This is a genomic window from Acidovorax sp. LjRoot66, from assembly GCF_964253305.1.
GTDB lineage: Bacteria > Pseudomonadota > Gammaproteobacteria > Burkholderiales > Burkholderiaceae_C > Acidovorax.
Genome location: NZ_CAXUQU020000001.1, coordinates 4,160,694 through 4,186,508, shown reverse-complemented (window position 1 = coordinate 4,186,508; position 25,815 = coordinate 4,160,694). Strand labels below are relative to the sequence as shown.

Here is a 25,815-nt window from a genome sequence, read left to right as displayed (position 1 = left end):
CCTACCCCATGCTGGAAATATCAGAAGTCATACCGGATCAGCAAGACGGCGAGTTCGTGCGCTTCCCCGATTCGCCGTTCGAGCTGTTCCAACCGTACCCTCCTGCGGGCGACCAGCCCGAGGCCATCCAAAAGCTCGTCGAGGGGCTGAACGACGGCGAAGCCTTCCAGACCCTGCTCGGGGTGACCGGCTCGGGCAAGACCTTCACCATGGCCAACGTGATCGCCCGCATGGGTCGTCCGGCCATCGTGTTCGCGCCCAACAAGACCCTGGCGGCGCAGCTGTACAGCGAGTTCCGCGAGTTCTTTCCGAAGAACGCCGTGGAGTACTTCGTGAGCTACTACGACTACTACCAGCCCGAGGCCTATGTGCCCCAGCGCGACCTGTTCATCGAGAAGGACAGCGCGATCAACGAGCACATCGAGCAGATGCGCCTGTCATGCACCAAGAGCCTGATGGAGCGCACCGACGTGGTCATCGTGGCCACCGTGTCGGCCATCTACGGCATTGGCGAGCCCGAGAGCTACCACCGCATGGTGATGACCTTGCGCACCGGCGACAAGCTGGGCCAGCGCGACGTGATCGCCCAACTCATCCGCATGCAGTACCAGCGCAACGAGGCCGATTTCTCGCGCGGCAAGTTCCGCGTGCGCGGCGACACCATCGACGTCTTCCCGGCCGAGCACTCGGAGCTGGCCATCCGTATCGAGCTGTTCGACGACGAGATCGAGAGCCTGCAGCTGTTCGACCCGCTCACCGGCCGCGTCAAGCAGAAGATCCCGCGCTTCACGGTCTACCCCAGCAGCCACTATGTGACGCCGCGCGACAAGGTGCTGGCGGCTGTGGAGACAATCAAGATCGAGCTGGCCGAGCGCCTGAAACAGTTGCTGGACGACGGCAAGCTGGTGGAGGCCCAGCGCCTGGAGCAGCGTACCCGCTTCGATCTGGAGATGCTCAGCGAAGTAGGGCACTGCAAGGGCATCGAGAACTACACGCGCCACCTTTCGGGTGCCGCGCCGGGCGACCCGCCGAGCACGCTGACCGACTACATGCCCAAGAACGCGCTGATGTTCCTGGACGAGAGCCACCAGATGATCGGCCAGCTCAACGCCATGTACAGCGGCGACCGCTCGCGCAAGACCACGCTGGTCGAGTATGGCTTTCGCCTGCCGTCGGCGCTGGACAACCGGCCGCTCAAGTTCGAGGAGTTCGAGCAGCGCATGCGCCAGGTGGTGTTCGTCTCGGCCACGCCGGCCGACTACGAAAAGACCCATGCCGGCCAGGTGGTGGACCAGGTGGTGCGCCCCACGGGCCTGGTGGACCCTATTGTGGAGGTGCGCCCCGCCACCCATCAGGTGGATGATGTGCTGCAGGAGATCCGCATCCGCGCCGAGAAGCGCGAGCGCGTGCTCATCACCACGCTGACCAAGCGCATGGCCGAGCAGCTCACTGACTACCTCACGGACAACGGCGTCAAGGTGCGCTACCTGCACAGCGACGTGGACACGGTGGAGCGCGTGGAGATCATCCGCGACCTGCGCCTGGGCGCCTTCGATGTGCTGGTGGGCATCAACCTGCTGCGCGAAGGGCTCGATATCCCCGAGGTGTCGCTGGTGGCCATTCTGGACGCCGACAAGGAGGGCTTCCTGCGGGCCGAGCGCAGCCTGATCCAGACCATAGGCCGTGCGGCGCGCAACCTGAATGGCCACGCCATCCTGTATGCCGACCGCATCACCGACTCCATGAAAAAAGCCATGGGAGAGACGGAACGCCGGCGCATCAAACAGATCGCACACAACGAGGCCCACGGAATCACGCCGCGCAGCATTGTCAAGAGGGTAAGAGACCTGATTGACGGCGTCTATAGCGAGAAAGCGGGCAAGGATGCCGAGCGCCTGGAGCAGGAAACGATGCAGCGCGCCAAGGTGGAGGACATGTCCGAGAAGGACGTGGCGCGCGAGATCAAGCGGCTGGAGAAGGCCATGCTCGACCATGCGCGCAACCTCGAGTTCGAGCAGGCGGCCCGTGTGCGGGACCAGCTCACGCGCCTCAAGGACCAGGCCTTCGGTGCGCATGGCAATGATTCCGTGGCCTTGTGAAAGCGAGTTTGCACCCCGACATGAGGACGGGGAAGCGCATTCCTGGCGAATTGGGCGGTCAGTAAAAACGCGTATGGGGAAATAGTGACCCGATGGTTTCTTATCCCGACTGATTCGATAGGGATTTGTGCTATACTCCTACAAACTACTCAAGAACAAAGCCCAGCGATGAAGGGCTCCGCAGCGGACAACGGTGCGGAGTAAGGGGCGGAGACGGTGTCGTTGCTGGCCAACAGTCAGCAGTCGGCAGTTTCTACAACGAACAAGCCTTAGCACAAGGAGCTTGCGATGCGTCTCACTACCAAAGGCCGTTTTGCGGTCACCGCCATGATTGACCTGGCCCTGCGCCAGAACAACGGACCCGTCACCCTGGCTGCCATCAGCCAGCGCCAGCAGATTTCGCTGTCCTACCTGGAACAGCTGTTCGGCAAGTTGCGCCGCCATGAGCTGGTGGAATCCACCCGTGGCCCCGGCGGCGGCTACACCCTGGCCCGCAAGGCGGGCGACATCACGGTGGCCGACATCATCGTATCCGTGGACGAACCCATTGACGCCACCCAGTGCGGCGGCAAGGAAAACTGCCTGGGCGAAGCCGGCCGTTGCATGACGCACGAGCTGTGGGCCTCGCTGAACCAGCGCATGGTCGAGTTCCTCGACTCCGTCACGCTGCAAAAGCTGGTGGAAGAGCAACTGGCCAAGGGTGTGCAGATCGAAGACAAGCCGATCGTGCGCCGCGCCATCTCGACCACCCCTGTGGTCAAGCCGATCCGTGTGAATGCCCCGAATTCGGTGTTCGCACTCGGCAACGTGTTCGCCAAGTCCTGACCTCCAGGTCGACCATGCCGGCCCTGGGGTCGGCACCGCCCTGAACGTTTTTTACTGTACTGCCCCTTGTTGTTTGCAAGCCAGCAACCTTCCTGAGCCAGCCACGCCATGACGCCACACTTTCCCATCTATCTCGACTACGGCGCAACCACGCCGGTGGACCCCCGCGTGGTGGACGCCATGATCCCCTGGTTGCGCGAGCACTTCGGCAACCCGGCATCGCGCAGCCATGCCTGGGGCTGGGAAGCGGAAGAGGCCGTGGAAAAGGCGCGTGTGCAGGTGGCCGAGTTGATCAACGCCGACCCGCGCGAGATTGTCTGGACCAGCGGCGCCACGGAATCGATCAACCTGGCCCTGAAGGGCGCGGCCCAGTTCTACAAGGGCAAGGGCAAGCACCTGATCACGCTCAAGACCGAGCACAAGGCCGTGCTGGACACCGTGCGCGAGCTCGAACGCCAGGGCTTTGAAGCCACCTACCTCGACGTCAAGGAAGACGGCCTGGTGGACCTGGAGGCCCTGAAGGCCGCCATCCGCCCCGACACGGTGCTCGTGAGCATCCTGTTCGTGAACAACGAGATCGGCGTGATCCAGGACATCCCGGCCATCGGCGCACTGTGCCGCGAAAAGGGCGTGCTGCTGCACGTGGATGCCGCGCAGGCCACCGGCCGCGTCGAGATCGACATGAATACCCTGCCCATCGACCTGATGAGCATGACCGCGCACAAGACCTACGGCCCCAAGGGCGTGGGCGCCCTGTACGTGCGCCGCAAGCCCCGCGTGCGCCTGGAAGCGCAGATGCACGGTGGCGGCCATGAGCGCGGCATGCGTTCGGGCACCTTGCCCACGCACCAGATCGTGGGCATGGGCGAGGCCTTCCGCATCGCCAAGGAAGAAATGGCCGAGTCCAATGCCAAGGCGCTTGCTCTGCAGCAGCGCCTGCTCAATGGCCTGAAGGACATCGAACAGGTGTTCATCAACGGCAGCATGGAACGCCGCGTGCCACAGAACCTGAACATGAGCTTCAACTTCGTCGAAGGCGAATCGCTCATCATGGGCATCAAGGGCCTGGCCGTGTCGTCGGGCTCTGCCTGCACCTCTGCCAGCCTGGAGCCCAGCTACGTGCTGCGAGCCCTGGGCCGCAGCGACGAGCTGGCCCACAGCAGCCTGCGCATGACCATCGGCCGTTTCACGACCGAGGAAGAGATCGACTACGCCATTGGCACCATCCGCGAGAACGTCGCCCGCCTGCGCGAGCTGAGCCCGCTGTGGGAGATGTACCAGGACGGCATCGACATCAGCACCATCCAGTGGGCTGCGCACTGACCGAATTGCATTTTGAAGAATTGAAGAGGTACACATCATGGCTTATTCAGACAAAGTGGTTGACCATTACGAGAACCCCCGCAACGTGGGCTCGTTCGACAAGGGTGACGATTCGGTGGGCACCGGCATGGTGGGCGCGCCCGCCTGCGGCGACGTGATGAAGCTGCAGATCAAGGTGAACCCCGAAACCGGCGTGATCGAAGACGCACGCTTCAAGACCTATGGCTGCGGCTCGGCCATCGCCTCGTCCTCGCTCGTGACCGAATGGGTCAAGGGCAAGACGCTGGACGAAGCGGCTGCATTGAAGAACAGCGTGATCGCCGAAGAGCTGGCCCTGCCGCCCGTCAAGATCCACTGCTCCATCCTCGCGGAAGACGCCATCAAGGCCGCAGTGCTCGACTACAAGACCAAGCACGCTGCCGCAGTGGCTGCCTGATCGACCATGGCCATCACGCTGACCGAAGCCGCTGCGCGGCACGTGACCCGCTACCTGTCCCGCCGGGGCAAGGGGCTGGGCGTGCGCCTGGGCGTCAAGACCACGGGCTGCTCGGGCCTGGCCTACCAGCTCGAGTACGTGGACGACAGCGCGCCTGAAGACGTGGTGTTCGAAAACCACGGCGTGAAGTTGCTGATCGACCCCAAGAGCCTGGCCTACATCGACGGCACCGAACTCGACTTCGTGCGCGAGGGCCTGAACGAAGGCTTCAAGTTCAACAACCCCAACGAGCGCGACCGCTGCGGTTGCGGTGAGAGCTTCCGCGTCTGATCGTTTGCGGGCCCCTGTGCCTGTGTTGAGCGCCCAGCCAAACCGCCATCGCACCCCCGTGCTGGCGGTTTTTTCTTGACCCTTTCCCCTCCATGAACCTGCAATCCGACGATTTCGAGCTGTTCGGCCTCGCGCAGCGCTTTGCGCAGGAGCGCAGCGCCATTGATGCGCGCTGGAAGGAGCTGCAGCGCGAAGCCCACCCCGACAAGTTCGCCGCCCAGGGTGCTGCGGCCCAGCGCGTGGCCATGCAGTGGTCGGTGCGCATCAACGAGGCCTACCAGCGCCTCAAAGACCCGCTGCGCCGTGCCGCCTACCTGTGTGAGCTGCGCGATGCGCCGATCCGCGCCGAGGACAACACGGCCATGCCGGCGGCCTTTCTGATGCAGCAGATGGAATGGCGCGAAGCGCTCGAAGACGCAGAGGACGAGGCCGCTCTGGAGGCGCTGGACGACGAGGTGCAGCAGGCGCGGCGCGCAGCGCTGGCCCGCTGCGGCCAGTTGCTGGACGACGAGGGCGATGCCGCAGGCGCGGCGCGCGAGGTCAGAGCCCTCATGTTCATTGCGCGATTTGCCGACGACATCGAACGCCGCCGGGATCAACTGGGACAATAGGGGTTAGTGGGGCTTGCCCCCTTTCCTGCGGGCCGCGCGGCGGGCCTGCAGACAACGTAGAACACGACGACAAGAATCACTCCATGGCGCTTTTGCAGATCTCCGAACCCGGCCAGTCCCCCGACCCGCACCAGCGGCGCTTTGCCGTGGGCATCGACCTCGGGACCACGCATTCCCTGGTGGCGGCCGTGCGCAACGGCGTGGCCGAATGCCTGCCCGACGACCAGGGCCGGGTGCTGCTGCCCTCGGTGGTGCGCTACCTGGAGGCGGGCGGCCGCCAGATCGGGCACGACGCCGTGGCCGCGCAGGTGGAGGACCCGCGCAACACCATTGCCTCGGTCAAGCGTTTCATGGGCCGGGGCCTGGCAGACGTGGCCGATGCCGGCAAGCTGCCCTACGACTTCGTGCCCCCGGCCGACAGCGCCCTGGGCATGGTGAGTCTGGCCACCGTGGGCGGCGTGAAGTCGCCCGTGGAGGTGAGCGCCGAGATCCTGGCCACGCTGCGCTACCGCGCCGAAGACACCTTCAACGACGACCTGTACGGCGCGGTGATCACCGTGCCCGCGTATTTTGACGACGCCCAGCGCCAGGCCACCAAGGACGCGGCCCAACTGGCCGGCATCCACCTGCTGCGCCTGATCAACGAGCCCACGGCCGCAGCCATCGCCTACGGGCTGGACAATGGCAGCGAGGGCGTCTACGCCGTGTACGACCTCGGTGGCGGCACCTTCGATATCTCCATCCTGCGTCTCACGCAGGGGGTGTTCGAGGTCATCGCCACGGGCGGCGATTCGGCCCTGGGCGGCGACGACTACGATGCCGCCCTGGCGGATTGGGTGCTGCAGCAGTTGGGCCGCACGGTCGAGTCGCCCGGCGACAAGGTCGCGGCCCGCATGGCGGCCCGGGCCTGCAAGGAGGCGCTGAGCGCCGCCGACAGCGCCACCTTCACCGCACAGCTGGCAGGCGAGGGCGTGCAGCACGCAGTGGCGCGCGCGGACTTCGAGGCCGCCACGGCGCCGCTCACGGCGCGCTCCATGGTGGCAGTGCGCCGTGCGCTGCGCGATGCACACCTCACCCGCGAGGAAGTGCAGGGCGTGGTCATGGTCGGTGGCTCCACCCGCATGCCGCAGGTGCAGCAGGCCGTGGCCGACTTCTTCGGCACCACACCGCTGACCAACCTCAACCCCGACGAGGTGGTGGCCCTGGGCGCCTCGATCCAGGCCAACCAGCTGGCCGGCAACAACACGGCGGGCGACCTGCTGCTGCTGGATGTGATCCCGCTGTCGCTGGGCATAGAGACCATGGGTGGCCTGGTGGAGCGCATCGTGGCGCGCAACGAGACCATTCCCACCGCCAAGGCGCAGGACTTCACCACCTACAAGGACGGCCAGACCGCCCTGGCCATCCACGTGCTGCAAGGCGAGCGTGACCTGGTGCAGGACTGCCGGAGCCTCGCGCGCTTCGAGTTGCGCGGCATTCCGCCCATGGCGGCCGGCGCGGCGCGCATCCGCGTGACCTTCACCGTCGATGCCGACGGCCTCTTGAGCGTGAGCGCCAAGGAGCAGGGCAGCGGGGTGGAAGCACGCATCGACGTGAAGCCCTCCTACGGCCTCTCGGACGACGAGATCGCCCGCATGTTGCAGGATGGCTTTGCCACCGCCGCGCAGGACATGCGCGCCCGCGCCGTGGTCGAGGCCCGCGTGGACGCCGACCGCATGCTGCTGGCCACCCAGAGCGCACTCGACGCCGACGGCGACGTGCTCTCGGCAGCAGAGCGCACCGGTATCGACGCCCTGATGCAGGCCCTGCGCCAGCAGCGCGAATCGGAGGATGCCGCCGTGATCGAAGCCGCCACCGAGGCCCTGGCCAAGGGCACGGAAGCCTTTGCCGCGCAGCGCATGAACCGCGGCATCCAGCAGGCGCTGGCCGGCCGCAACGTGCAGTCCTTCTGACCGCCCCTTTTCATCCCTTACAAGAACAAGACGCCCGCCATGCCCGTCATCCGAATCCTGCCCCACCCGGAATACTGTCCTGCCGGCGCCGAAATCACGGCGCCCGCCGGCACCTCGATCTGCGAGGCCATGCTGGACAACCACATCGACATCGAGCACGCCTGCGACATGAGCTGCGCCTGCACCACCTGCCACGTCATCGTGCGCCAGGGCCTGTCCTCGCTCAACGATGCCGAAGAAGAAGAGGAAGACCTGCTGGACCGCGCCTGGGGCCTGGAACCCCAATCGCGCCTGTCCTGCCAGGCCATCCTGGCGCAAACCGATGTGACCGTGGAAATCCCCAAGTACACGATCAACCACGCTAAAGAGAATCACTGACATGACACGGCAGATCGTTCTCGATACCGAAACCACCGGCCTCTCGGCCGAAGGTGGCGACCGCATCATCGAACTCGGTTGCGTGGAGCTGTTCAACCGCAAGCTCACCGGCAACAACCTGCATTTCTACTTCAACCCGGGGCGCGAAAGCCACGAGGACGCGCTCAAGGTCCACGGCATCAGCAACGAGTTCCTGCGCGACAAGCCCAAGTTCGCCGAGCTGGCGCCCGACATCCTCGAGTACCTGAAGGACGCCGAGGTCATCATCCACAACGCGGCCTTCGACGTGGGCTTTTTGAACAAGGAGCTTGAGCTCACGGGCCGCCCGCCGCTCAAGACCTATGTCGGCAGCGTGACCGACACCCTGGCCATGGCCAAGGAAATGTTCCCCGGCAAGCGCAACTCGCTGGATGCCCTGTGCGACCGGCTGGAGGTCGACAACTCGGGCCGCACGCTGCACGGCGCCTTGCTCGATGCCGAGCTGCTGGCCGACGTGTACATCAACATGACGCGCGGGCAGGATGCGCTGCTGGTCATCGACGACACGGACGACAGCGCCGGCGGCATCAGCGTGGCTGCCATCGACCTGAGCGCCCTGGTGCTGCCCGTGCTGCCCGCCAGCGAGCAGGAGGTGGTATCGCACGCCGAGGTGCTCACGCAGATCGACAAGGCCAGCGGCGGCAAGACAATCTGGCGAAAATTCCAGACGGCCTGAAAAGTTGGGCTATAATCGAAGGCTTGTCGCAGCGACAAAGGGAGATTAGCTCAGGGGTAGAGCACTGCATTCACACTGCAGGGGTCGCAAGTTCGAAACTTGCATCTCCCACCACCCACGCTCGCAGACAGGCCACGGCAAAATCCTTCGCACGAAGGATGGCGCTGCGGGAGATTAGCTCAGGGGTAGAGCACTGCATTCACACTGCAGGGGTCGCAAGTTCGAAACTTGCATCTCCCACCAATTCGAAACCCTTGCAGATTGCGGTCTGCAAGGGCTTTTTCGTTTCGGTTCAGTTACTCGTCTTGCCGCAGCCCGTCGCGCAGTTGCCGGCCGCCGTGAACTCCATGGTTCGGCCAGACAGCGGCACGATGACCGGGACGCGCGAGGCCTTGATGAAGGCCTCGGTCTTGCTGCCGGGCCGCACCACGCCATCCACCGTGCCGACCTCGTTGACGTGAGACGCGATCACGGATGCCGGCTTGACCAGGTCGTTGATAACGTAGGCGGCCTCCGCAGGGCCGGTGCTGAAACCGTCGCCGATGTTCATCACCGCCAGCTTGGCCTTGTAGTAGTCGCGCACCACGCGTTCCTGGTCGGCGGTGATGCCGGTGTCGCCCGACAGGTAGGCCACCAGCCCGTTGCTGAAGGTCAGCACATAGCCGGTTGCCAGGCCGACGTCGCCGGCAATGCCGGCCGCCTTCATCGCATCGCCCAACTGGCCGCCGATGTAGTCCGGGTCCACGCCGTTGCTGTGCACGGCCGTCACCGTGGCGATGCGCACGCCCCCCACCGTGACACTGCCGCCGAAGCGAGCCAGCATCGAGTTGGCCGGGTCGCCGCCATTGGCCTTGAGCTTGGCCGCGAAGAAGGGCGGCATCTCGCTGCCGGTCACAATCTTGGACTTCTTGGCCAGCGCGATGTTCACCGCGCTGGAGTTGGGCAGGGCCGAGACCGACATGTCGGGGCTGGCGCAGGTCCCGGAATTGGGTGCCTTGTTGTGCGCATTGCCGATGTGGTCGCCGTGCATGTGGCTCACCAGGATGATGTCGATCTTCCCGAGGCGCGGGTCGTTGGCACCGGCCACGGTGCGGCCCGGGTCGTACAGCACGCGCGTGCCGTTGGGGTCCTCGAACACCAGGGCCCGGTCCTGCGGGCACAGCTCACCCTCGATGCCTCCCAAGGGCGTCACCTTCACGGTCTGGGCCTGGGCCGAAAGGGTGGTGGCCAGCAAGAGGGCGGCGGCATAACATGTCAGGCGCATGGGGTCTCCTTGAAAGTGGGGATGGGAAAGGGTCAGCGCTGCGGCGCCGGGTCGGCGACGGCAGCGCCCTCGATGCCATGGCGCTTGAGCGCCGCGGCGACAAAGCCGCTGGCCTTCATGCGTTCCACGAAGGCATGCAGCGTGGCCCGCGCCAGCGGTGGGCGGCTGGCCGGCACACCCATGGCCTGCTCGATCACCATGAAGCGGCCGGGCAGCAGCCGCACGCCGGGCACGCGCTGCGCATCGGCCTCCAGCTGCTGGCGCACACCGGCCGCAACGTCGAGCTTGCGCGAGATGAATTCGTCGACCACCTGGGGCGAGGTCGGAGCCCGCACCAGTGTGGCCTGCTTGATCTCGCGGGTGAGGAACAGGTCGTAGGCACTGCCCTTGCCGACCACCACTGTGGTCCCGGGCCGGTCGACCTGGGCGTTGGCGGTCAGTGGCGAACCGGCGCGCACCAGGTAGGCACCCTCGATCACCACGTAGGCCGCAGTGAACGACACGCCTTCACCGCGCACCGGGTCGATGGCGAAGAAGCCGACGTCGGCCGCACCCGCACGCACCACCTCCACCGACTTGCCGGCCGCATCCACGGCCTTGAGCTCCACCGGTACGCCGAGCTGCCGGCCGAGTTCCTGCGCCAGGTCGACCGACACGCCCTTGAGCGCACCCGTGGCCGCATCGCGCGAGGCCAGCACCGGGTTGCCGAGGTTGATCGACGCCCGCAGCGTCCCGTCCGGCGCCAGTGCCCGGATGGCTTCCGCCGACAGGGGCGGGGAGGACGGCGAACCGGTGGGCGCCAGGGTGGCGCAGCCCCCCAACAGGGCTGCGAACAGCAGCGGCGCAAGGCTTTGCGGTACCGGGAGACGGGCGAGCGGGCTGGGCAGAGGCAAGGCAGTGCTCCTTCTTTGGTCGGATGGCGATGGGCCGCCGGGTTGGCGCACACATGGCCGACGGATTGTGTCGCCGGGCATGAAAACGGAAAACAATGGATAACCCTAAGTCAACTAAAATATCAAAAGTGTTGACAGTTTAACGGCTTGGTGAAAACAATTGACCCTCTTGTTCTGGAATTGCAATGCCCCATTTGCCCGCATCTGCTGCGCTATCGCGCTTTCGCGTCATTGACCTGACCCAGGTTCGCGCCGGGCCGACCGCCTGCCGCCAACTGGCCGACTGGGGTGCAGACGTCGTGCAGGTGCAGATGCCCGAGCACATGCGCGGCGACGACACCCTGGGTGGCCAGGATGGCTCCGACTACCAGTACACCCACCGCAACAAGCGCTCGATCACCCTCAACCTCAAGGAGGAGGAGGGCATCGCCACGCTCAAGCGCCTGATCGCCACTGCGGATGTGGTGGTGGAGAACTTCCGGCCGGACGTGAAGTACCGCCTGGGCATCGACTACGACAGCCTGACCCAAGACCATCCCGGCCTCATCTACGCCAGCATCTCGGGTTTTGGCCAGACGGGGCCGCTGGCGCAGCGCCCCGGGTTCGACCAGATCGCGCAGGGCATGGGCGGCCTGATGTCGGTGACCGGCCTGCCCGGCGAAGGGCCAATCCGCGTGGGCATCCCCATCGCCGACCTGTGCGCCGGTATCTTTGCGGCCCAGGGCATTCTGGTGGCGCTGCTCGAGCGCGGAGCGTCGGGCAAGGGGCAGTGGCTGCACACCTCGCTGCTCGAATCCATGGTCTACATGCTCGATTTCCAGACTTCCCGCTTTCTCATCGATGGCGAGGTGGCGACGCAGGCCGGCAACTTCCACCCGACCAGCATTCCCACCGGGGTCTACAAGGCCCGCGACGGCTACATGAACATCGCCGTCTTCGGCTCCAAGATCTGGGAGCGCTTTTGCAACATCCTCGGTGCGCCGGAGTGGATCGCGGACCCGCGCTACCACGACAAGCCCTCGCGCTCGGTCAACCGCGACACCCTCAACGCCGAGATCAACCTGCGCCTGGCAGCACAGGACCGCGCACACTGGGTCGAGAAGTTCAATGAGGGCGGCGTGGCCTGCGGCCTGATCAGCGACATGCGCGAGGTGTTTGCCGAGCCGCAGATCGAGCACCTGGGCATGGTCAAGGAGGTGGTGTCCGAGCGCCTGGGGCCGCAGCGGCTGGTGGGCCAACCGGTGCAGCTCGAGCGCACCCCCAGCACCATCGTGCGCGCCGCGCCGCGCCGGGGCCAGCACACCGAGGAGGTGCTGCAGGAACTGGGGCTCTCGGCAGAGCACATCGCCCAGATGAAGGAACAGGGAGTTTTCTGATGTCCGAACCCATCTATGAATCCGGCACCGAGCGGGTGCTTTCCTGGCTCGACGGCAGTGCGCTGCACGTTCAGTTCAACAACCCGGCACGGCACAACGCCCTGTCCGTCGACATGTGGGAGGCCGTGCCCCGGCTGCTGAACGTAGCGCAGGGCGACGACCGTGTGCGCCTGGTGGTGTTCTCGGGCGCGGGCGACAAGGCCTTCGTGTCCGGGGCGGACATTTCGCAGTTCGAGGACATGCGGGCGGCCCGCGAGGCCGTGGCGCGCTACGAGGCCATGGCCGAAGAGGCGCTCATGGCCATCCATGACTTTCCCAAGCCCACCCTGGCCAGCATTCGAGGCTACTGCATCGGTGGCGGCGTGAACGTGGCCATCAGCTGCGACATCCGCATTGCGGCCGACGATGCGGTGTTCTCCGTGCCGGCGGCCCGCCTGGGCCTGGGCTACCGCTACTCGGCCCTGAAGAACCTGGTCGACCTCGTGGGCCCGGGCGTCGCCAAGGATCTGTTCTTCACCGCCCGCCGCATCGACGCGGCCGAAGCCAAGGCCGTGGGCTTGGTCACCCGCACGGCCCCTGTCGAAGCGCTGGCCGCGCTGCTGGCCGAATACACCGGCACCATCGGCCAGAACGCGCCGCTGACGATTGCCGCCGGCAAGGCCATCACGCGCGAGATCCTCAAGCCCTCGACGGACATCGACCTGCCGCTGTGCACATCGCTGATCCAAGGGTGTTTTCAGAGTGCCGACTACACCGAGGGCCGCACGGCCTTCATGGAAAAGCGCAAGCCGGTCTTCACCGGCCGCTGAATCCCTCACCACAAGGAACCGACCCATGGGCCCGAAACAGATGCAGTCCTACTGGATGCAGCAAAACGACGACTCATCGCTGCTGGAGCAGCGCAGCGTGCCGGTGCCCACACCGGGCGCGCAGCAACTGCTGGTGCGTGTGCGTGCCGCATCGCTCAACCGCGGTGAGTTCGTTGCCGGCCATGGGCTGCACGGCGCTCCCGGCAGCTGGAAGGCCATTGGCGGCGAATGTTCGGGCGAGGTGGTAGCGCTGGGGGAAGGCACCACCGGCTTTGCCATCGGCGACCGCAGCATGGGCCGCTGTGCGGGGGCCTTCGCGGAGTACGCGCTGATCGATGCCGCCGAGGCGATGCACGTGCCGGCCGCCCTGTCGTGGGAGGAGGCGGGCAGCATTCCGCTGACCTTTCTCGTTTCCTACGACATGCTGGTATTGCAGGGCGGGCTCGAAGCAGGCCAGTGGGTGCTGATCAACGGCGTGTCGTCCGGCGTGGGCGTCGCCTCGCTGCAGCTGGCCAAGGCGCTGGGGGCCCAGGTCATCGGTACCTCCGGCTCCAGGGAAAAGCTCGAACTTCTGGCTTCTCTCGGCCTCGACCTGGGCATTCCCACCCGGGCCCCGGATTTCTCTGGACAGGTGCTTGAAGCGACCGCAGGCAAAGGTGTCAACCTCGCCATCAACACGGTGGGCGGTACGGTCTTCGCGGAGAGCATCCGCTGCCTGGCCTTCGAGGGCAAGTTGGCAACCGTGGGCTACGTGGATGGCGTGGTGCATGGGGACATCGACCTCGGCGCGCTGCATGCCAGGCGCCTGACCGTCTTCGGCGTATCGAACAAGCTGCGCAGCAAGGCACAGAAATCCGCCGCGGTTCCGCGCTTCGTGGCCGAGGTGCTGCCCTTGTTCGCCAGCGGCCGCATCCGCCCCCGGATCGACGAGGTGGTGGACTTCGCCCACCTGGCGCAGGCCAAGGCGCGCATGGAAGCGGGCGCGCATGCCGGAAAGATCGTTCTGCGCATGCCCACGTAGCCCCCGCAACGGTACACCAGGAGACAAACCAATGAACCACAACAAGCTGCTGTTGGCGATGGCCCTCGTGGCCTGCGCCACCAGCGCCATCGGCCAGTCCACGCCGGCCAATTACCCCACCAAGCCGATCCGGCTGGTGGTGGGCTTTGCGCCCGGCGGCGCGGCCGACTATGTGGCCCGGGCGATGGGCGACGCCTTCTCCAAGGAGCTTGGCCAGCCCGTCGTCATCGACAACAAGCCGGGCAATGGATCGAGCATCGCGGCGGACATCGTGGCCAAGTCGTCGCCCGACGGCTACACCCTGCTCATTGCCAGCCCCAGCAGCATCTCCGTCAACCCGGCTCTCAATCCCAAGCTGACCTACACCGCCCGAGATCTGGCGCCGGTCACCCGCATCACGACCTCGCCGCTGGTGCTGGCGGTCCATCCCGCCACCGGCATCAATTCGGTGCAGGACCTGATCAAGGCGGCGCAGAAGGACCCGGGCAAGCTCAACTATTCCACGTCGGGCAATGGCTCGGCCCCGCACCTGGGTGCGGCGCTGTTCAGCCAGGTGACGAAGACCGAGATGACCCACGTGCCCTACCGGGGCGGCAGCCTGGCGATCCAGTCCGTCATGGCCGGCGACACCCAGGTCACGTTCGGCACCTCGCCGTCGGTGCTGCCCATGACCAGCAGCGGCAAGCTGCGCGCTCTGGCGGTGAGCACTCGGGAGCGCTCGCCGCTCGTGCCGCAGTTGCCGGGCATGCGCGAAGCCGGGTTGCCGGATTACGACCTCGAGTTCTGGTACGGCATGTTCCTGCCGGCCAACACGCCCGCGCCCATCCTGCAAAAGGTGTTCGCGGCCACCGTGGCGGCCATGCAGAAGCCGTCGGTCAAGGCTGCGCTCGCCCGCGACGGGACCGAAGTGTCCCTGTCCGGCTCGCCGGCGGACTTCGGCCGGTTCCTCGAAGAGGACGGCAAGTTCTGGGTCGGCCTGGTCAAGAGCGCCAATGTGAAGGTCGAATGAGCGCACGGTCTCCGCAACGGGCGCAGGTACGATCCACCCCCATGACGACATCCCCTTCGGTCCCCCGCGGCGCAGGCCTTTCGAACTCCATCGTGGAGCAGCTCAAGCAGCTGATCTACACGGGGGAGTTCAAGCCGGGCGACCGCCTCAACGAGGCGGCGCTGGCCCTGCGCATGGGCACCAGCCGCGGCCCCATCCGCGAAGCCGTGCGGGTGCTGGCCGGGCTGGGCATCGTCACCGCAGTTCCGAACAAAGGCGTGTACGTGCGCCAGCTCACGCTGCGCGAAGCGCTGGAACTGTACGAACTGCGCGCCCTGGTGTTCGGCTATGCGGCCGAGCGCGCATGCGACCACATGACCGAAGAACACCGCCAGCGCTGCGAGGCGCTGCTGGCGGGCATGGACCAGGCCTGCGAGGCAGGGGAGGGCACCGTCTACTACGAGCTCAACCTGCAGTTCCACGCGCTGATCATGCAGCTGTCGAACAACCGGCGTGCGCAGCAGGCCTATGACGACTATGTCAAGGAGTTGCACCTGGTGCGGCGCCGCTACTTCAATGCGCCGGGCAACATGCGGCGCTCCAACGTCGAGCACCGCGCGATCTTCGACGCCATCGCGGCCAACAACGCCGCGCGGGCCCGCGCCGCTGCCGAGCGCCATGTGCAGGCGGGGCGCGTGCGGCTGATGGCCTTCTTCGAAGACAGCTGATGGAGCCAGGTGCCTGGCGCGCCACGCGGCGTGCCAGGGCCTCTGGTGGATGGAAAGAAAAGGTGCTGCCTGTTCGGGCACCTCGGCGACGCACGGGCTGAGGGCACAGCCTCCCCGCGATGGCAGTCTGCCCTGCAAGGCCGCCACGCAGAACCACCACAGGAGACAGACATGAGCATGCAACGACGGCGCATTCTGCAGGCGGCCCCTGCCTTGATCGTCCCGGCCGGGCTGGGCTGGCAGGCCGCGCGGGCACAGGCCTACCCGGACAAGCCCATCCGCTACATCGTGCCCGTGGCGGCCGGTGGCGGCAGCGACCTGATCGGCCGCACCGTCACCGAGCGCTGGGGCCGCTCGCTCGGGCAGCAGTTCGTGGTGGAGAACGTCGGCGGTGGCGGCGGCGTCATCGCCTGCCAGAACACGGCGCGCGCGCCCGCCGACGGCTACACGCTGATGCAGGGCTACGTCGCCACCCACGGCACCAGCCCTGCCACGCGCAAGCTGCCGTACGACCCGGTCAAGGACTTCACGGCCATCGGCATGATCGGCGCCACCCCGAACGTGCTGATCGTGGTTGCCAACCTGCCGGTGAAGGACTTCAAGGGCTTCGTCGACTACCTCAAGGACAACCGCGGCAAGGTGAGCTACGGCTCGGCAGGTGCCGGCTCGCTCACCCACCTGACCATGGAGCTGCTGACCCAGCAGCTCGGCACGCCGCTGACCCACGTGCCCTACCGCGGCGTGGCGCCCGCCATCACCGACGTGATCGGTGGCCAGACGCAGGCCTGCTTTCCGGGCCTGGCCGCCGCACTGCCGCACCTGCGCTCGGGCCGGGTGCGGGCCATCGCCGTCACCGGGCTGGCGCGGGCGCAGCAGATCAAGGACATTCCCACCTTCGAGGAACTGGGCTTGAAGAACCTGGATGCCGTGCAGTGGTACGGCGTGGTCGGCCCCGCAGGCCTGCCCCCGGCCATCGTCGCCCGGCTCAACGAGACCCTGGGCGCCGTGCTGCGCGCCCCCGAAATGCTCGACAAGCTGGCTGGCGAGGCCGTGGAGCCATCGCCCATGGGATCCGCAGAGTTCACCGCCTACATCCGCAACGACGTGGCGCGCTGGACGGCCCTGGCCAGGGAACGCAAGATTTCGCTGGACGCATGAGCAGCGCTTCCGACTGCGACTGCCTGCGGGAACCCGGCTTATGCCGCTGAGTGCCTGGCGCACCGGCCCCGTTTTTTCATCCAATCCCAAGTCACACATACCATGGCACGCAATACCCAGGTCGCCGCCGACCACAACGCCCCTCCCATCACCCGCATCCTGGCCGAGTACGTCGCGCAGCATCCCTCGCGCGGCTGGAGCGACGCCGTGGAACACGAAGCGCACCGCACCTTCCTGAACTGGCTGGGCTGCGCCATCGGTGCTGCGCGCCACGAAACCGCCGACATGGCGCTGGCCGCCATCGCCGTGCTGCAGCCCGCGCCCCAGGCCACGGTGGCCGGGCGCAGCGAGCGCGTGGACATCGCCAGCGCGGCGCTGGTCAACGGCATCACCTCGCACACCTTCGACTTCGACGATACGCACCTCAAGACCATCATCCACCCGGCAGGCCCGGTGGCTTCTGCGGCGTTTGCGCTGGCAGAGCACACCGGTGCCAGCGGCCGCCAGCTGATCGACGCACTGGTGCTCGGCATCGATGTGGCCTGCCGCGTGGGCAACACCATCTACCCGGACCACTACGACCGCGGCTGGCACATCACCGGCTCCACCGGCATGCTGGGGGCCGCTGCGGCCTGTGCCCGCCTGCTGGGGCTGGACGTGCGCCAGACCCAGATGGCCCTGGGCATCGCCGCCTCCCAGCCCGTGGGCCTGCGCGAGCAGTTCGGCACCATGACCAAGCCGTTCCACCCAGGCGCCGCAGCGCGCGCGGGCCTGATGTCGGCGCTGCTGGCGCAGCAGGGCTTCACCGCCAGCGCGCGGGCGCTGGAGGCACCGCGCGGCTTCGTGCAGGTGATCTCGCCCAAGGCCACCTGGTCGGAAGTGACCGACGAACTGGGCCAGCGCTTCGAGATCTCGTTCAACGCCTACAAGCCGTTTGCCTGCGGCATCGTGATCCACCCCAGCATCGACGCCTGCGTGCAGTTGCGCGCCCAGGGCGTGCGGGCAGCCGACGTTGAACGCATCGAGCTGAGCGTGCATTCGCTGGTGCTGGAGCTCACCGGCAAGAAGGAGCCGGCCGACGGCCTGGCTGCCAAGTTCAGCGTGTACCACGGCTGCGCGGCCGGGCTGCTCTTCGGCAAGGCCGGCGAGGGCGAGTACGACGACGCCATCGTCAACCGTGAGGACGTGGTGGCGCTGCGCCGCAAGGTGCTGGCCACCGTGGACGACTCCATCGACGAGGCTGCGGCGGACGTGACGGCGGTGCTGCGGGATGGCCGCCGCGTGCATGTGCGCGTCGACCATGCCATTGGCTCGCTGCAGCGGCCCATGACCGATGGTGACCTCGAAGCCAAATTCAATGAGCTGGCCGCTGCCGTCATCGGCGCGCAGCGCTCGGTTCAGTTGATCGCTTCGTGCTGGCAGCTCGGCCATCTGGCGGATGTGCGCGGGCTGGCGCAGAGCGCCCGGCCGGCATAGGCCGGGCGGACGCCGCAGGCCCGTCTAACCTGCGGCGAGCGGGGCGTTGCGCGCCATGTGCACCTGGTGCAGCGTGATCTTGCGCACCTCGGCCTGGCTGGTCTGGATGTGGGCGCGCAGCAGCATGGCGGCCTGGTCGCCGCGGTGCGCGCGGATGGCCTTGAGGATGGTGGCGTGTTCGTCGTAGGTGGCATCGATGCGCGCCTGCTGCGTGAAGTCGAGCCGGCGGATGATGCGGATGCGCTCGGTCACGTCGCGGTGCACGCGCGTCATCTCGGCATTGCCGGCGGCGCGCACCAGCGCGCAGTGGAAGGCCTCGTCCCAGGCCGCCACCTGCAGGGTGTCGGTGCTGCGCTGGTCCGGCGGCACGAGCCAGATGGTGTTGAGCTCGTCGAGCAACCGGTGGTCGACCTGGATGGACTTGAGCGCCCCTGTGCCTTCGTCGCACAGGCGGTGCACGGCGGTGGTCTCCAGCACCATGCGCAGGTCGTAGAGCTGCTCAAACTGGTCGAAGTCGAAGGGCAGCACGCGCCAGCCGCTGCGAAACAGCACCTCCACGTACCCCTCCTGCTGCAGCCGCACCAGGGCCTGGCGCACGGGCGTGCGCGAGACGCCCAGGCGTTCGCAGATCTCGTTCTCGGTGAAGCGGTCGCCCGGCACCAGCTTGAACTCGCCCACGTCGCGCTTGAGCTGGGCGTACACATCGTCGGCGCGCGAGCTGCGCACCGGCTTGGGCTTGGAAGGAGGGGAGGCGGGGCGGGGGGTCTGCACAAGGCGACTTTAGCAACTACGGGGCCAGTACCGCGTCGGCCAATGCCGACAGCAGCGCGGCCGATGGCGCGGTCCACCCGACGATGGCGCCCTGGGCGCGCAGCATCTCGATGGCAGCTGCCTTGAAATGGGGGAAATAGCTCTCGGTGCAGTCTTCGAGCAGCAGGCCATCATACCCGCGGTCATTCGCCTCGCGCATGCTGGTCTGCACGCAGACCTCGGTGGTCACGCCCATGAAGACCAGGTGGGTGATGCCGCGCGCCTGCAGCGTTTCGTGCAGCCCCGTGGCGTAGAACATGCCCTTGCCGGGCTTGTCGACCACGATCTCGCCATCGACCGGGGCCAGCGCGGGGATGATCTGGTTGCCTGGCTCGCCCGCTACCAGGATGCGGCCCATGGGCCCCGCGTCGCCGATGCGCAGCTGCGGGTTGCCGCGCAGGCGCTTGGCGGGCGGGCAGTCGGAGAGGTCGGGCCGGTGCGATTCGCGCGTGTGCACCACCAGGCCGCCCGCAGTGCGCCAGGCGCTCAGCACAGCCTGGCAGGCCGGCACGATGGCTTCGAGCAGGGACACATCGTTGCCCAGCGTCTCGCCAAAGCCGCCGGGCTCGATGAAGTCGCGCTGCATGTCGATGATCACCAGCGCGGTGTGCGCCAGCGCGAAGCGAAAGGCGAAAGGGTTGGCGTGGATGGTCGTCAGGCTCATGCCGCTTCCTGGTAGGGTGTGTGATCGTGCCCGCCGCCCATGTAGGCGCCCAGCACATGGCGCTCGGCGGTGGCGGCCGGTGTTTCGTGGACGATGCGGCCTTCGCTCATGACGACGATGCGGTCCGCCAGCTCCAGCAATTCGTCCAGGTCTTCGCTGATGAGCAGCACGGCGCCGCCGCGCTCGCGTACGCCGAGGATGCGGCTGTGGATCTCGGCCACGGCCGCAAAGTCCAGGCCGAACACCGGGTTCGCGGCGATCAGCACATTGATCTCGCCCGCCAGCTCGCGCGCCAGCACCGCGCGCTGTACGTTGCCGCCCGACAGGCTGCGGATGGGGGCGCCCTCGCCCTGGGTCTTGACGCCGTAGCCGGCGATCCACTCGCGCGCACGGCTGCGCCAGGCCGAAAAACGCAGCACGCCGCCCCGCGACAGGGGCGGCTGGTCGAAGTCGCGCAGGGCCATGTTCTCGGCCACCGACAGGTCGCCCACGCAGGCATTGCGCAGCGGCTCCTCGGGCAGGCTGCGCACCTTGAGCTCACGGTTCTGTGCGCGGGTGGCCGTGTAGTCCCGGCCCAGCACCTGCACCCGGCCGGCCAGGCGCGGGCGCTGGCCCACCAGCGCCTCGACCAGCTCGCGCTGGCCGTTGCCTGACACGCCGGCCACGCCCAGCACCTCGCCCTTGCGCACCGACAGCGCGAGGCCATGCACGGCGAGGGTGCCACGGTCGCCCAGGGCCTGCAGGCCTTCCACTTGCAGCGCCACCTCGCCGGGCGGCACGGGCTCAGTCGCTGCCGACGCCGCCCCTGGTACGGGAGCGTCCTGCCTTTGCGTGGGAGCGCCTGGCGGCGCGACGCTGTCTCCCATCATGGCCTGGGCCAGCGCCTGCGGGCCGGTGTCGGCCACCCGGCCGTGGTGCACGGCCTGGCCGCGGCGCAGCACGGTCACCGCGTCGGCATAGGCCATCACCTCGCGGAACTTGTGGGTGATGATGACCACGCTGCACTGGCCGCTGCGGGCAAAGGCGCGCACATGGCCCAGCACCTCGTCGGCCTCCTGCGGGGTCAGCACCGAGGTGGGTTCGTCCAGGATCAACAGGCGCGGGCGCAGGTACAGCTGCTTGAGCAACTCAAGCTTCTGCTTTTCGCCGGCGGCCAGCTCCGAGGGGCGTGCGTCCAGGTCCAGCTGGAAGGGCGTGGTGGCCAGAAAGGCCTGCAGTTCGGCGCGCTTGGCGCGCCAATCGATCACCGCCGGGGTCTGGCCGCCGGCCAGCAGCAGGTTCTCGGCCACCGTCATGCCCGGGGCCAGCGTGAAGTGCTGGTAGACCATGCCGATGCCCAGGCTGCGTGCGACGATGGGGTTGGCGATGGCCTGCTCGCGCCCGTCCAGCAGGATAGCGCCTTCCTCGGCCCTCTGGAAGCCCGCCACGCACTTGACCAGGGTGCTCTTGCCCGCGCCGTTCTCGCCCAGCAGGGCGTGTACGCTGCCGGGTTCCACGCGCATGCTCACGCGGTCCATGGCGGTGAAGCTGCCAAAGCGCTTGGTCAGGTTCCAGGTCTCCAGCGCCAATGCACCGGTGCCTGTGGGCAGGGCGCCTATGGGTTGTTCGGACATGGGAGCTTCCTTTTCCTTCAGGCCAGTGCGGCAAGCAGCGCGCTGGAGGGCGCATGCGCGCCGAACACTCCGCCCTGCATGGTCACCATGTTCAATGCGGCCTGGTGGTTGGCGGGGTCGGTGGCGGCCGTGCAGTCGGACAGCAGCAGGCACTCGTAGCCGCGGTCGTTGGCCTCGCGCATGGTGGTGTGCACGCAGACGTCGGTGGTGATGCCAGCGAGGACCAGGTTCTGCACGCCTGCCAGGCCGAGCACCATGTCCAGGTCGGTGGCGTAGAACGAGCCCTTGCCGGGCTTGTCGATCACCACCTCGCCGGGCAGCGGCGCCAGTTCCGGGACTAGCTCCCAGCCGGGCTCGCCGCGCACCAGGATGCGCCCGCACGGCCCGGTGTCGCCGATGCCCAGGCTGTTCTTGCCGATCTGGCGCGAGCGCCAGCGCTTGTTGGCCGGCAGGTCGGCGAGATCAGGCCGGTGCCCCTCGCGGGTGTGGATGACGCGGTAGCCCTGCGCCCGCAGGGCCGGCAGCAGGCGCTGCAGCGGCGCGATGGGCGCGCGCGTCAAGGCGATGTCGTAGCCCATCACGTCCACATAGCCGCCGATGCCGCAGAAGTCGGTCTGCATGTCGATCACGATCAGCGCGGTGTTGTCCGGGCGCAGGTCGCCGTTGTAGGGCCAGGCATAGGGGTTGGCCTGGACATGGCGGGTGGTTGGGGTGGTCACGAGGGCGGTTCCTTCGGAGGGTTATTTGCTGGAAGAGAGTTCGCCCGGGCTGCCAGCGGCCACGCTGCCGGGCTTGCAGGTCAGCACCAGGATCAGCAAGGTCAGCACATACGGCACGGTGTTGAACAGGTGGTAGCCCCAGCCCACACCCACCGACTGCAGCGCCGGGCCGATGGCGCCGGCCCCGCCGAAAAGCAGGGCGGCGACCATGCAGCGCAGCGGGTTCCAGCGCGCGAAGATCACCAGTGCCACGGCGATCAGGCCCTGGCCGCTGGAGATGCCCTCATTCCAGCTGCCGGGGTAGAACAGGGTGAGCGAGGCGCCGCCCAGCCCGGCGATGAAGCCGCCCGCCGCCGTGGCCGCGATGCGGATGCCGGGCACCGAATAGCCGAGCGCGCGCGTGGCGTTGGCCGAGTCGCCCGCCAGCCGCACCAGCAGGCCCCAGCGGGTGCGCGCAAAGGCCCACCAGAGGGCCACGGCCAGCACGATGCCCAGCGGCAGCAGGGCGTTGACCTGCAGGGCCGACTGCACGACCGGCGAATCGCTCCAGCCGCCCAGCGCCAGCGCCGGGATCTGCGGTGCCTGCGGCTGGATCAGCGGCTTTCCCAGGTAGAAAGCCAGTCCCGTGCCCAGCAGCATCAGCGCAATGCCGGTGGCCACGTCGTTCACGCGGGGCAGCGAGCACAGCACGCCGTGCAGCGTGGCCAGCAGGGCACCTGCCGTGGCCCCTGCCAACACGCCCAGCCAGGGTGAGCCGGTCAGGTAGGCGCCGCCGAAGGCGGTCATGGCCGACAGCACCAGCACCCCCTCCAGCCCGAGGTTGATGCGGCCGGATTTTTCGGTAAGGCACTCGCCCAGGCTCACGAACAGGAAGGGCACTCCCACGCGCAGGGCTCCGCCCACGATGCCGGCCACCAGGGCAATCCATTGGTCTGCGGTCATATGGGCTCCACATTCGCGGTGGGAGGGGCGGCTGGGGTCGTCGCCTCGGCGGGCCGGCTGCGCCGCTGGGCCCACAGGGCCCGCCAGTCCACGTCGTGCAGCGCCTCGCTGGCCAGGATCAGCACGAAGGCAATGCCCTGCAGCACCATCACCGAGGCATCGGGCAGGCCCAGGCGGCGCTGCAGCAGGCTGCCCGCCGCGCCGAAGCCGCCGAACAGGATGGCCACCGGAATGATGGCGATCGGGTTGTGCCGCGCGATGAATGCCACGAGGATGCCGGCGTAGCCGTAGCCCGCGATCAGCGCGCCGTTGGCATTGGTGTGCACCGCCGCCACCTCCACGGCACCGGCGAGGCCTGCCGCCGCGCCGCCCAGGGCGCAGGCCACCAGGATCAGCCGGGTGGCCGGAAGGCCCACGAGTTGCGCGGCGCGCGGGTTGCCGCCCACCACGCGGATCGAGAAGCCCGAAGCCGTCCAGTGCAGCCACAGGCCCAGCGCCACGCAGGCCAGCACGCCCAGCACCAGGCCCCAGTGCACGTCCGAGCCGGCTATGCCACCGATCAGCAGGCCCGGATCGAGGCTGGGCGTGGCCGGCTTGTTCAGGCTGGCAGGGTCGCGCAGGGTGCCCTCCACGAAGTGCTTGAACAGGCCGATGGCCACGTACGACAGCAGCAGGCTGCTGATGGTCTCGTTGATGCCGCGGTACTGGCGCAGCCAGCCCGCCAGCATGATCCACAGCGCACCGGCCACGGCGCCTGCGGCGCAGGCCAGCGCCGTGCCCGCCACATTGTCGGGCAAGGCCACGGCCATGGGCAGCGCCGCGGCGGCCAGGCCGCCGAGCACCAGTGCGCCCTCGCCCCCGATGATGGTCAGCCCCGCCCGCGCGGGCAGGGCCACGCACAGGGCCGTGAGCATGAGTGGTGCGGAGCGCTGCAGGGTGTTCTGCCACGAGAACCAGTCGCCGAACGCACCCTTGAACAGCGTAGTCCACACGTCAATCGGGTTCACGCCCGCAAAGCCGACGAAGCCGCCGAACAGCAGCAGCGCCAGCCCGATGGCGGCGATAGGCAAAAGGGCGTCCTTGGCGGCCGAGTGCATGGCAGTCCCTTGCTTAGAACGAGCCGAGGACGCCTTCGACCAGGTAGTCCATCTTTTCCAGCTCCAGGTCGGTCTGCTTGAACGACTTGCCGCTGGCGATGACCTCCTTGCCCTTGTTGTTCTTGAGCGGGCCCTTGAAGATGTCGAAGCCGCCCGCGATCATCTTGGCCTTGGTGTCGTCGGCCTGCTTCTTGGCGGCGTCGCTCACGGCCGGGCCGTAGGCGGACATCTTCACAAAGCCTTCCTTCAAGCCCCCGCGCAGGAAGTTGGGGTGCGGCTTGCCGGTGCGGGCCGCCTCGATGATGGTGGTGTAGGCCGTGAGCCAGTTCCATTCGGCCCCCGTCAGGTAGGCCTGGGGCGCCAGCTTGGCCTGGCTGGCGTGGTAGCCGCAGACCATCTTGCCGCGCTTGGCCGCGGTCTCGACAATGACCTTGGGCCCGTCCACGTGCATGGTGAACACGTCGCAGCCCTGGTCGGCCAGGCTGTTGGTGGCCTCGGCTTCCTTCACGGCCATGGACCAGTCGCCCGTGAAGATGACGCTGCAGGTGACGCCCGGCTTGACCGAGCGCGCCCCCAGCGTGAAGGCATTGATGTTGCGCAGCACCTGCGGGATGGGCTTGGCGGCGATGAAGGCGATCTTGCCGCTCTTGCTCATGTGGCCGGCCACTACGCCGTTGAGGAACTGGCATTCGTCGATGTAGCCGAAGAAGCTGCCCGCGTTCTTGGGGTGCTTGCCTTCGGTCCACATGCCGCCGCAGTGCGAAAAGCGCACCTCGGGGTACTTGGCGGCCAGTGCCAGCAGGTGCGGGTCGAAGTAGCCGAACGAGGTCGGGAACAGCAGCTTGGCGCCGTCCTGCGCGATCATGCCGGTCATGGTCTTTTGCACGGCGGCGGTCTCGGGTACGTTCTCTTCTTCCACCACCTTGATGCCGGGCATCTTCTTGAGCTCGGCCGCGGCCTGGGCATGGGCCTGGTTGTAGCCGTAGTCGTCGCGCGGGCCGACATAGATCACGCCCACGGTCAGCGGGGCCTGCGCGTTGGCCTGCGGCGCCCAGCCGCCCAGGGTGCCGGCAGCCCCCAGCGCCGCAAGGGAGAAAAGAGATTCGCGGCGGTTCGGGTGGGCAAGGCGGGACATGGGTTTCTCGTGTTTCATGGCGGTCCTTTCGGCAGGGGTGGGTTCAACGGGAAGGGGATGGGGTCAGTCGAGCAGGCTCACGTGGGCTGCGACAACGCGCCAGCCGGCCTCGGTGCGCAGCCAGGTCTGGCTCTGGCGGCCGGTGCGGGCGCTGCCCTCGCGCTGGAACTCGACATTGGCGGTGGCGAAGTCGCGGCCATAGGTGGTGATCACGGTCCTGAGCAGGCGCCGCTGCAGCCCCTGGGCCGGGCGCCCGGCGCGAAAGGCCTGTATCTGCGCGTAGCCATACAAGTTCTCGGTGGCGCCGTAGCGCAGGGTGTGGGGGCTGTCCCAGAAGAGTTCGTCGAGCACCTCCACCTTGTTGTGCACCAGGGCATCTTCGTAGCGGGCGAACACGGCCTCGACCTCGGCGAGCACCTCGGGCTGGTTGATGGTGTAGGGCATGGGAAGGAT

At 67.4% G+C, this 25,815-nt stretch carries 26 protein-coding genes and 2 tRNA genes; 18 read left to right on the top strand and 10 right to left on the bottom strand.

Annotated elements, in window-relative coordinates:
- Positions 1-8 precede the first annotated feature (8 nt).
- From uvrB to ACSQ3Y_RS19575, 11 genes are all read left to right on the top strand, one after another.
- Positions 9-2,099, top strand: a complete 2,091-nt coding sequence (gene uvrB, locus ACSQ3Y_RS19625; protein ID WP_436178556.1) for an excinuclease ABC subunit UvrB — start codon at positions 9-11, stop codon at positions 2,097-2,099.
- 288 nt (positions 2,100-2,387) lie between these two features.
- Positions 2,388-2,924 (top strand): Fe-S cluster assembly transcriptional regulator IscR, encoded by a 537-nt coding sequence (iscR, locus tag ACSQ3Y_RS19620; RefSeq protein ID WP_057203117.1) that lies wholly within the window; start codon positions 2,388-2,390, stop codon positions 2,922-2,924.
- A gap of 108 nt (positions 2,925-3,032) precedes the next feature.
- On the top strand, positions 3,033-4,247 hold the full coding sequence (locus tag ACSQ3Y_RS19615) for an IscS subfamily cysteine desulfurase (protein ID WP_057267691.1): 1,215 nt from the start codon (positions 3,033-3,035) through the stop codon (positions 4,245-4,247).
- A gap of 37 nt (positions 4,248-4,284) precedes the next feature.
- Positions 4,285-4,683 (top strand): Fe-S cluster assembly scaffold IscU, encoded by a 399-nt coding sequence (iscU, locus tag ACSQ3Y_RS19610; protein WP_057203115.1) that lies wholly within the window; start codon positions 4,285-4,287, stop codon positions 4,681-4,683.
- A gap of 6 nt (positions 4,684-4,689) precedes the next feature.
- Complete coding sequence (iscA, locus tag ACSQ3Y_RS19605; protein WP_057203114.1) at positions 4,690-5,013, top strand: iron-sulfur cluster assembly protein IscA; 324 nt, start codon at positions 4,690-4,692, stop codon at positions 5,011-5,013.
- Between the two features lie 92 nt (positions 5,014-5,105).
- Positions 5,106-5,624: a Fe-S protein assembly co-chaperone HscB gene (gene hscB / locus ACSQ3Y_RS19600; RefSeq protein ID WP_436178555.1), complete on the top strand. Its 519-nt coding sequence runs from the start codon at positions 5,106-5,108 to the stop codon at positions 5,622-5,624.
- Between the two features lie 83 nt (positions 5,625-5,707).
- On the top strand, positions 5,708-7,576 hold the full coding sequence (gene hscA / locus ACSQ3Y_RS19595; RefSeq protein ID WP_436178554.1) for a Fe-S protein assembly chaperone HscA: 1,869 nt from the start codon (positions 5,708-5,710) through the stop codon (positions 7,574-7,576).
- A 39-nt stretch (positions 7,577-7,615) separates the two neighbouring features.
- Positions 7,616-7,954, top strand: a complete 339-nt coding sequence (fdx, locus tag ACSQ3Y_RS19590) for an ISC system 2Fe-2S type ferredoxin (RefSeq protein WP_057203111.1) — start codon at positions 7,616-7,618, stop codon at positions 7,952-7,954.
- A 1-nt stretch (position 7,955) separates the two neighbouring features.
- On the top strand, positions 7,956-8,669 hold the full coding sequence (gene dnaQ / locus ACSQ3Y_RS19585; RefSeq protein ID WP_436178553.1) for a DNA polymerase III subunit epsilon: 714 nt from the start codon (positions 7,956-7,958) through the stop codon (positions 8,667-8,669).
- Positions 8,670-8,708: 39 nt separating this feature from the next.
- Positions 8,709-8,783 (top strand) — tRNA-Val (locus ACSQ3Y_RS19580).
- 54 nt (positions 8,784-8,837) lie between these two features.
- Positions 8,838-8,912: transfer RNA gene (locus tag ACSQ3Y_RS19575), tRNA-Val, on the top strand.
- A 49-nt stretch (positions 8,913-8,961) separates the two neighbouring features.
- Here ACSQ3Y_RS19575 and ACSQ3Y_RS19570 read toward each other — a convergent pair.
- Both ACSQ3Y_RS19570 and ACSQ3Y_RS19565 read right to left on the bottom strand, forming a co-directional pair.
- On the bottom strand, positions 8,962-9,933 hold the full coding sequence (locus ACSQ3Y_RS19570; protein WP_436178552.1) for an MBL fold metallo-hydrolase: 972 nt from the start codon (positions 9,931-9,933) through the stop codon (positions 8,962-8,964).
- Between the two features lie 32 nt (positions 9,934-9,965).
- The gene (locus ACSQ3Y_RS19565) at positions 9,966-10,826 is read right to left on the bottom strand and encodes an ABC transporter substrate-binding protein (RefSeq protein WP_436178551.1); all 861 of its coding nucleotides are present in this window, start codon (positions 10,824-10,826) and stop codon (positions 9,966-9,968) included.
- Between the two features lie 185 nt (positions 10,827-11,011).
- Here ACSQ3Y_RS19565 and ACSQ3Y_RS19560 point away from each other — a divergent pair, with 185 nt between their 5' ends.
- The 7 genes from ACSQ3Y_RS19560 to ACSQ3Y_RS19530 all read left to right on the top strand — a co-directional run bounded on the left by ACSQ3Y_RS19560 (position 11,012) and on the right by ACSQ3Y_RS19530 (position 18,382).
- Positions 11,012-12,202 carry a CaiB/BaiF CoA transferase family protein gene (locus ACSQ3Y_RS19560; RefSeq protein ID WP_436178550.1) on the top strand — a complete coding sequence of 397 codons (1,191 nt, stop codon included), beginning with the start codon at positions 11,012-11,014 and terminating at the stop codon, positions 12,200-12,202.
- Positions 12,202-13,011, top strand: coding sequence for an enoyl-CoA hydratase (locus tag ACSQ3Y_RS19555; RefSeq protein WP_436178549.1), 810 nt, complete (start codon positions 12,202-12,204; stop codon positions 13,009-13,011). Before ACSQ3Y_RS19560 ends, ACSQ3Y_RS19555 begins: the two co-directional genes overlap by 1 nt.
- Before the next feature lie 25 nt (positions 13,012-13,036).
- Complete coding sequence (locus ACSQ3Y_RS19550; RefSeq protein WP_082604222.1) at positions 13,037-14,032, top strand: quinone oxidoreductase family protein; 996 nt, start codon at positions 13,037-13,039, stop codon at positions 14,030-14,032.
- Positions 14,033-14,063: 31 nt separating this feature from the next.
- Positions 14,064-15,041: a Bug family tripartite tricarboxylate transporter substrate binding protein gene (locus ACSQ3Y_RS19545; protein ID WP_057203105.1), complete on the top strand. Its 978-nt coding sequence runs from the start codon at positions 14,064-14,066 to the stop codon at positions 15,039-15,041.
- A 41-nt stretch (positions 15,042-15,082) separates the two neighbouring features.
- A complete protein-coding gene (locus tag ACSQ3Y_RS19540) occupies positions 15,083-15,748 on the top strand; it encodes a GntR family transcriptional regulator (protein WP_007857476.1) in 666 nt (221 codons plus the stop codon).
- Between the two features lie 177 nt (positions 15,749-15,925).
- Entirely contained in the window at positions 15,926-16,906 is a 981-nt protein-coding gene (locus tag ACSQ3Y_RS19535) for a Bug family tripartite tricarboxylate transporter substrate binding protein (RefSeq protein ID WP_436180141.1), read from the top strand.
- Between the two features lie 102 nt (positions 16,907-17,008).
- Positions 17,009-18,382, top strand: a complete 1,374-nt coding sequence (locus ACSQ3Y_RS19530; protein ID WP_057203104.1) for an MmgE/PrpD family protein — start codon at positions 17,009-17,011, stop codon at positions 18,380-18,382.
- Between the two features lie 24 nt (positions 18,383-18,406).
- Here ACSQ3Y_RS19530 and ACSQ3Y_RS19525 read toward each other — a convergent pair whose 3' ends face one another.
- From ACSQ3Y_RS19525 to hpxZ, 8 genes are all read right to left on the bottom strand, one after another.
- Entirely contained in the window at positions 18,407-19,153 is a 747-nt protein-coding gene (locus ACSQ3Y_RS19525; protein ID WP_057203103.1) for a GntR family transcriptional regulator, read from the bottom strand.
- A gap of 16 nt (positions 19,154-19,169) precedes the next feature.
- A complete protein-coding gene (locus tag ACSQ3Y_RS19520; protein WP_057203102.1) occupies positions 19,170-19,856 on the bottom strand; it encodes a cysteine hydrolase family protein in 687 nt (228 codons plus the stop codon).
- Positions 19,853-21,469, bottom strand: coding sequence for an ABC transporter ATP-binding protein (locus tag ACSQ3Y_RS19515; protein WP_436178548.1), 1,617 nt, complete (start codon positions 21,467-21,469; stop codon positions 19,853-19,855). Before ACSQ3Y_RS19515 ends, ACSQ3Y_RS19520 begins: the two co-directional genes overlap by 4 nt.
- 17 nt (positions 21,470-21,486) lie before the next feature.
- Complete coding sequence (gene biuH / locus ACSQ3Y_RS19510) at positions 21,487-22,188, bottom strand: biuret amidohydrolase (RefSeq protein ID WP_057267678.1); 702 nt, start codon at positions 22,186-22,188, stop codon at positions 21,487-21,489.
- A 21-nt stretch (positions 22,189-22,209) separates the two neighbouring features.
- Entirely contained in the window at positions 22,210-23,130 is a 921-nt protein-coding gene (locus ACSQ3Y_RS19505; protein WP_436178547.1) for an ABC transporter permease, read from the bottom strand.
- Positions 23,127-24,227, bottom strand: coding sequence for an ABC transporter permease (locus ACSQ3Y_RS19500; RefSeq protein WP_436178546.1), 1,101 nt, complete (start codon positions 24,225-24,227; stop codon positions 23,127-23,129). The genes ACSQ3Y_RS19505 and ACSQ3Y_RS19500 overlap by 4 nt, the downstream gene beginning before the upstream one ends.
- A 13-nt stretch (positions 24,228-24,240) precedes the next feature.
- Positions 24,241-25,362 (bottom strand): BMP family ABC transporter substrate-binding protein, encoded by a 1,122-nt coding sequence (locus ACSQ3Y_RS19495; protein WP_436178545.1) that lies wholly within the window; start codon positions 25,360-25,362, stop codon positions 24,241-24,243.
- 63 nt (positions 25,363-25,425) lie between these two features.
- Positions 25,426-25,806, bottom strand: a complete 381-nt coding sequence (gene hpxZ, locus ACSQ3Y_RS19490; protein ID WP_436178544.1) for an oxalurate catabolism protein HpxZ — start codon at positions 25,804-25,806, stop codon at positions 25,426-25,428.
- Between the last annotated feature and the right edge of the window lie 9 nt (positions 25,807-25,815).

What these genes read in the sequence shown, in the direction of transcription:
- uvrB (WP_436178556.1), top strand. Translation starts at nt 9, where the DNA reads ATGCTGGAAATATCAGAAGTCATACCGGATCAGCAAGACGGCGAGTTC.
- iscR (WP_057203117.1), top strand. Translation starts at nt 2,388, where the DNA reads ATGCGTCTCACTACCAAAGGCCGTTTTGCGGTCACCGCCATGATTGAC.
- ACSQ3Y_RS19615 (WP_057267691.1), top strand. Translation starts at nt 3,033, where the DNA reads ATGACGCCACACTTTCCCATCTATCTCGACTACGGCGCAACCACGCCG.
- iscU (WP_057203115.1), top strand. Translation starts at nt 4,285, where the DNA reads ATGGCTTATTCAGACAAAGTGGTTGACCATTACGAGAACCCCCGCAAC.
- iscA (WP_057203114.1), top strand. Translation starts at nt 4,690, where the DNA reads ATGGCCATCACGCTGACCGAAGCCGCTGCGCGGCACGTGACCCGCTAC.
- hscB (WP_436178555.1), top strand. Translation starts at nt 5,106, where the DNA reads ATGAACCTGCAATCCGACGATTTCGAGCTGTTCGGCCTCGCGCAGCGC.
- hscA (WP_436178554.1), top strand. Translation starts at nt 5,708, where the DNA reads ATGGCGCTTTTGCAGATCTCCGAACCCGGCCAGTCCCCCGACCCGCAC.
- fdx (WP_057203111.1), top strand. Translation starts at nt 7,616, where the DNA reads ATGCCCGTCATCCGAATCCTGCCCCACCCGGAATACTGTCCTGCCGGC.
- dnaQ (WP_436178553.1), top strand. Translation starts at nt 7,956, where the DNA reads ATGACACGGCAGATCGTTCTCGATACCGAAACCACCGGCCTCTCGGCC.
- ACSQ3Y_RS19570 (WP_436178552.1), bottom strand. Translation starts at nt 9,933, where the DNA reads ATGCGCCTGACATGTTATGCCGCCGCCCTCTTGCTGGCCACCACCCTT.
- ACSQ3Y_RS19560 (WP_436178550.1), top strand. Translation starts at nt 11,012, where the DNA reads ATGCCCCATTTGCCCGCATCTGCTGCGCTATCGCGCTTTCGCGTCATT.
- ACSQ3Y_RS19555 (WP_436178549.1), top strand. Translation starts at nt 12,202, where the DNA reads ATGTCCGAACCCATCTATGAATCCGGCACCGAGCGGGTGCTTTCCTGG.
- ACSQ3Y_RS19550 (WP_082604222.1), top strand. Translation starts at nt 13,037, where the DNA reads ATGGGCCCGAAACAGATGCAGTCCTACTGGATGCAGCAAAACGACGAC.
- ACSQ3Y_RS19545 (WP_057203105.1), top strand. Translation starts at nt 14,064, where the DNA reads ATGAACCACAACAAGCTGCTGTTGGCGATGGCCCTCGTGGCCTGCGCC.
- ACSQ3Y_RS19540 (WP_007857476.1), top strand. Translation starts at nt 15,083, where the DNA reads ATGACGACATCCCCTTCGGTCCCCCGCGGCGCAGGCCTTTCGAACTCC.
- ACSQ3Y_RS19535 (WP_436180141.1), top strand. Translation starts at nt 15,926, where the DNA reads ATGCAACGACGGCGCATTCTGCAGGCGGCCCCTGCCTTGATCGTCCCG.
- ACSQ3Y_RS19530 (WP_057203104.1), top strand. Translation starts at nt 17,009, where the DNA reads ATGGCACGCAATACCCAGGTCGCCGCCGACCACAACGCCCCTCCCATC.
- ACSQ3Y_RS19520 (WP_057203102.1), bottom strand. Translation starts at nt 19,856, where the DNA reads ATGAGCCTGACGACCATCCACGCCAACCCTTTCGCCTTTCGCTTCGCG.
- ACSQ3Y_RS19515 (WP_436178548.1), bottom strand. Translation starts at nt 21,469, where the DNA reads ATGTCCGAACAACCCATAGGCGCCCTGCCCACAGGCACCGGTGCATTG.
- ACSQ3Y_RS19505 (WP_436178547.1), bottom strand. Translation starts at nt 23,130, where the DNA reads ATGACCGCAGACCAATGGATTGCCCTGGTGGCCGGCATCGTGGGCGGA.
- ACSQ3Y_RS19500 (WP_436178546.1), bottom strand. Translation starts at nt 24,227, where the DNA reads ATGCACTCGGCCGCCAAGGACGCCCTTTTGCCTATCGCCGCCATCGGG.
- ACSQ3Y_RS19495 (WP_436178545.1), bottom strand. Translation starts at nt 25,362, where the DNA reads ATGTCCCGCCTTGCCCACCCGAACCGCCGCGAATCTCTTTTCTCCCTT.
- hpxZ (WP_436178544.1), bottom strand. Translation starts at nt 25,806, where the DNA reads ATGCCCTACACCATCAACCAGCCCGAGGTGCTCGCCGAGGTCGAGGCC.